Here is a 3260-nt window from a genome sequence, read left to right on the forward strand (position 1 = left end):
TGCTTCCTCGCGAGGACAGCTTTTTCCCTCGTGGCGGAGCCACTCGGGAAAAAGATCCCGCAGCGAGGAAGCAGCTGAGGTTCCGCCACCCGACCACACGCCCAAACCGACCGGGCGGACAAGAGAGGGGCTAGCGTGACATACCGGCTAGTCGGTACGGTCCGATGCATGGTGTCCAGCGACCCCTCGATCAAAGCGGTGATCTTCGACTACGGCGGGGTGCTCACCACGCAGGGCCGGGTCGCGATCAACGCGTGGACCCGCGCCGAGCGCATCGACCCGGAGACGTTCTCCGCCGCGCTGAAGGAATGGCTGTCCCGCAAGGCCCCGGCGGGCACGCCGATCCACCGCCTGGAGACGGGCGAGATCTCCGGCGCCGAGTTCGACCGGCTGCTCGCGGCACGGCTGCGCACCGTCGACGGCGAACCGGTCGAGCCGGACGGCCTGATGGCGCGGATGTTCGCCCACATGCGGCCGGACGACGCGATGCACCGGCTGGTCGCCGACCTGCGCGACGCGGGGCTGCGCACGGCGCTGCTGTCGAACAGCTGGGGCAACAACTACCCGTGGGAGACCTTGGACGGGCTGTTCGAGCTGTCCGTCATCTCCAGCGAGGTGGGCTTGCGCAAACCGGACCCGCGGATCTACGAGCTCACCCTGGACCGGCTCGGCCTGCGCCCGCAGGAGGCCGTGTTCGTCGACGACGGCGCGCCGAACATCGAGGCCGCCGAGAAGCTGGGCCTGCGCGGTGTGCTGCACACCGACGCCGCCAAGACCCGCGCCGAACTCAGCGGACTGCTGCCACGGCTGGGACCCGACATCGCGGAGGAGACCGAATGAGCGACGACCTGCCCGGACTCGACCTCACCCGGTTGCGCGAGCACCTGGACGCCGAACTGCCCGGACTCGTCTCCGGTCCGCTGACGGGGCAGCTCGTGCAGGGCGGGCGGTCGAACCTCACCTACATCGTCGGTGACGGCGCGCGGCAGTGGGTGGTGCGCCGGCCCCCGCTGGGCCACGTGCTGGCCACCGCGCACGACATGGGCCGCGAGCACCGGGTGATGTCGGCGCTGGCGGGCACCTCGGTGCCGGTGCCGCGCACGCACCTGATGTGCCAGGACGACGGTGTGCTGGGCGCCCCGTTCTACGTGATGGAGTACGTGCCGGGCACCGTGTACCGCTCCCCCGAGCTCACCGCGAGCCTCACCGTCGAGCAGCGCCGGGACCTGTCGCTGCGGCTGATCGACGTGCTCGCCGACCTGCACACGCTCGACCCGGAGCAGGTCGGGCTGGGTGACTTCGGCCGCCCGGACGGGTTCCTGGAACGGCAGGTGCGCCGCTGGAGCAAGCAGCTCGCCGCGTCCCGCAGCCGCGAGCTCGCCGACATCGACCGGCTCGCCGAACTGCTCGGTGCCCGAGTGCCGACGACGCGGCGCAGCGGCATCGTGCACGGCGACTACCGGCTGGACAACGTGCTGGTCGGCGACTCGCTGGAGATCAGCGCGGTGCTGGACTGGGAGATGGCCACCCTCGGCGATCCGCTCACCGACGTCGGGTTGCTGGCGGTGTACTGGGAAGGGCTCGACGGCATCGAGAACAACCCCATCGCCAAGGGCATCGGACCGGAGTACGAGTTCCCGCCGGTGCGCGAGCTGTGGCAGCGCTACGCCGAGCGCAGCGGCATCGACCTGTCCGATGTGGAGTGGTACCGGGCGTTCGGCTTCTTCAAGCTCGCGGTGATCAGCGAAGGCATCCACTACCGCTACGCCCACGGCCAGACCGTCGGCGACGGCTTCGAGCACATCGGGGCGCTGGTCCCGCACCTGGTCTCCCAGGGCCTGTCCGCACTCGACGAGGAGGCATGACATGGAGTTCGGCTACGACGCCCGCACCGAGGAGTTCCGCGGCAGGCTCGCGGAATTCATGGACGAGCACATCTACCCGGCGGAACCGGTGCTGCACGAGCAGCTCGACGCCGCCGCGGACCCGTGGGCGCACGCGCCGATCATCGAAGAGCTCAAGGCGAAGGCCAAGGACGCGGGCCTGTGGAACCTGTTCCTGCCCGGTGAGCACGGCGCGGGGCTGACGAACCTCCAGTACGCGCCGCTCGCGGAGATCATGGGACGCAGCCCGCACCTCGCGCCGGAGGTGTTCAACTGCTCCGCGCCGGACACCGGCAACATGGAGGTGCTGACCGAGTTCGGCACCGCGCAGCAGCGGGAGCAGTGGCTGGATCCGCTGCTGGCCGGGGAGATCCGGTCCGCGTTCTGCATGACCGAACCCGAGGTCGCGTCCTCCGACGCCACCAACATCGGCACCCGCATCGAGCGCGACGGCGACTCCTACGTCATCAACGGCCGCAAGTGGTGGTCGTCCGGGGCGATGAGCCCGCGCTGCAAGATCCTCATCGTGATGGGCAAGTCCGACCCGGACGCGCAGCGGCACCGCCAGCAGAGCCAGATCCTGGTTCCCGTCGACACGCCCGGTGTCCGGATCAAGCGCGGCATGCACGTGTTCGGCTACCACGACGGCGACCACGGCGGGCACGCCGAGATCGTGTTCGACAACGTGCGGGTCCCGGCCGAGAACATCATCTCCGGGGAAGGCGAAGGCTTCGCCATCGCGCAGGCCCGGCTCGGCCCGGGGCGCATCCACCACTGCATGCGCGCCATCGGCATGGCCGAACGCGCCTTGGAACTCATGTGCCGCCGCACCCTGCGGCGCACCGCCTTCGGCGGCCCCATCGCCGACCAGGGCGTGGTGCAGCAGTGGATCGCCGACGCGCGCATCAGCATCGAGACGAACCGGCTGCTCACGCTGAAGACGGCGTGGCTGATGGACACCGTCGGCAACAAGGGCGCGCACACCGAGATCCAGTCGATCAAGGTGTCGGTGCCGGAGATGGTGACCCGCATCGTGGACCGCGCCATCCAGGCGCACGGCGCGGCCGGCGTCAGCCAGGACACGCCGCTGGCCTCGCTGTACGCGCACGCCCGCACCCTGCACATCGTGGACGGACCCGACGAAGTGCACCGCAGATCCCTAGCCCGCCGCGAACTCAAGCAGTACCGCTGAAGGATCTTCACCGTGACCTGCGTAGCGGGTCGCTCAGCGGAACCTCAGTCGTCTTCTCGCTGCGGGATCTTTTTCCCAAGTGGCTCCGCCACGAGGGAAAAAGCTGTCCTCGAACCGCATTCGGGGTGGATGATCGCCGCCGCCGAGACCGGCGCACCCGCGGACTGGGACCTGGTCGGCGTCGC

General features: G+C 69.7%; 3 protein-coding genes. All 3 read left to right on the forward strand.

Going from position 1 to position 3260, the window contains the following annotated elements; genetic code table 11:
- The first annotated feature begins 168 nt into the window (after positions 1-168).
- From ACWD38_RS30240 to ACWD38_RS30250, 3 genes are read left to right on the forward strand one after another with little or no spacing between them, the layout of a single operon-like run.
- A complete protein-coding gene (locus tag ACWD38_RS30240) occupies positions 169-840 on the forward strand; it encodes an HAD family hydrolase (protein ID WP_184480717.1) in 672 nt (223 codons plus the stop codon).
- Positions 837-1865, forward strand: a complete 1029-nt coding sequence (locus ACWD38_RS30245) for a phosphotransferase family protein (RefSeq protein WP_450125442.1) — start codon at positions 837-839, stop codon at positions 1863-1865. The genes ACWD38_RS30240 and ACWD38_RS30245 overlap by 4 nt, the downstream gene beginning before the upstream one ends.
- Position 1866: 1 nt before the next feature.
- Positions 1867-3075, forward strand: coding sequence for an acyl-CoA dehydrogenase family protein (locus tag ACWD38_RS30250; protein ID WP_184480721.1), 1209 nt, complete (start codon positions 1867-1869; stop codon positions 3073-3075).
- Positions 3076-3260: the final 185 nt, after the last annotated feature.

Source organism: Saccharopolyspora sp. NPDC002578, assembly GCF_053592695.1.